The organism is Mesorhizobium sp. M7A.F.Ca.CA.002.05.1.1 (genome assembly GCF_003998335.1).
Classification (GTDB): domain Bacteria; phylum Pseudomonadota; class Alphaproteobacteria; order Rhizobiales; family Rhizobiaceae; genus Mesorhizobium.
In genome coordinates, this window is the sequence record NZ_RZQI01001068.1 from 1 (window position 1) to 1,840 (window position 1,840).

The window sequence follows — 1,840 nt, forward strand, 5'->3', positions numbered from 1 at the left end:
GCGCGACCAGATCCAGGTCGCCGGGTCATCGACCGTGTTACCTTATGCCAAGATTGTCGCCGAGCAGTTCGGCGAAACATTCACCAACTTCAAGACCCCGGTCGTCGAATCCGGCGGCAGCGGCGCGGGCATCAAGGAATTCTGCAAGGGCGTCGGCGAAGACACGATCGACATCGCCAATTCGTCGCGTCCGATCAAGGCGGACGAACTCAAGTCCTGCGCCGACGCCGGCGTGAAGGAAGTCCAGGAAGTCCGGATCGGCTATGACGGCATCGTCTTCGCCACCGACATCAAGGGCCCGGATTGGGCGCTGGTTCCCGCCGACATCTACAAGGCGCTGGCAGCCAAGCTGGTCGTCGACGGCAAGCTCGTCGACAATCCGAACACCAAGTGGAGCCAGGTCAATCCGAAGCTGCCCGACTGGGACATCGCCGCCTACATTCCGGGCGAAAAGCATGGCACGCGCGAAGTGTTCGAGACCAAGCTTCTCGATGCCGGCTGTGACAAGGCTGCTCTCAAGGCCGCCGGCATTGCCGACGACAAGGAAATCGGCAAAACCTGCATCGCCATCCGCAAGGACGGCAAGGCCGTCGACATCGATGGCGACTATACCGAGACGCTCGCCCGCATCGACTCCAACAAGACCGGCGTCGGCGTGTTTGGCCTCGCCTTCTATGAGAACAATGCCGACAAGCTGAAGGTCGCCACCGTGGAAGACGTCGTGCCTTCGACCGAGACGATCGCCAGCGGCAAGTATCCCGTCTCGCGCCCGCTGTTCTTCTACGTCAAGAAGGCGCATCTGGGCGTCGTTCCCGGCCTCAAGGAATATGTCGAGTTCTTCCTTGACGACCAGATGGTTGGCCCGGAAAGCCCGCTCGCCGAATACGGCCTCGTTGCTGCTCCGGATGCCGAGCGTCAGGCCCAGCGTGACGCTTTCGCCGCCGGAAAGTCGATGTAATCAGCTGCCGAACCGGGGTGCGGGCCAAATCCCGCGCCCCGGTTTCATCGCAGGCCGCAATGGCGGCTGCGTAAGAATTTCTCTTGGGGTGGGTCCATGTCGTCCTTGCTCGTACTGGCCATCGTCGTTGCCGTCGGCCTGGTTGCCTTTTTCATCGGTCGGCAACGTGCCGCGGCCCAGGACAATGGCAAGGTCAAGCCGCATTCGCGCGCCCACTATCATGGCTGGTGGGCCTTCCTGCTCGCCGTTCTGCCTGCTCTTTTGCTGCTTGCCGTCTGGACCGTCGGGTCTTCCGTCTATCTTGACCGACACATTCACACTGCCTTGCCCGAGCGCACCGTCGACAGCAAGGTTGCCAGTGAGGCACTGGATGTCAGCCTCGTAAAGAGCCTCGCCAGGGGCCTGCGCAAACTCGATGCCGGCACACTGGCCGCAATGCCTGCCAGCTTTGCCGAGCTGCAGCCGCTGCTCGCCGCCAAGGGTGTGGCACTGGCGAGCGACACGCAGGATTACATGATCCCGATCGCCGTCGAGGCGAACAAGGTCCAGGACCGGCTCGGCCTGTTCGGCGCCATTGTCATTCTCGTTTCCTCGATCGCCGGCGCCTTCTATGCGCTCAGGCAGATCGAGCCGCGCGCCAGGGCCCGCAACAATGTCGAGAGGCTGATGCTGTGGGGGCTGCTTGCCGCCTCCACCATCGCCATCCTGACAACCATCGGCATCGTGCTTTCGATGCTGTTCCAGACGATCACCTTCTTCGAAAGCGTCTCGCCGATGAGTTTCTTCTTCGGCACCGTCTGGGATCCGCGTTTTGCCGCTGCCGGTTCGGGCGGCAGCCAGGGCCAATTCGGCCTGATCCCGCTTCTTGCGGGCACGCTCTAC

General features: G+C 62.4%; 2 protein-coding genes. Both read left to right on the top strand.

Annotation, left to right across the window (positions count from 1 at the left end):
• A partial coding sequence (locus tag EN939_RS32525) for a PstS family phosphate ABC transporter substrate-binding protein (protein ID WP_127271625.1) occupies positions 1 to 958 on the top strand: 958 nt, incomplete at its 5' end.
• A gap of 96 nt (positions 959 to 1,054) precedes the next feature.
• A partial coding sequence (locus EN939_RS32530; RefSeq protein ID WP_206528400.1) for a phosphate ABC transporter permease family protein occupies positions 1,055 to 1,840 on the top strand: 786 nt, incomplete at its 3' end.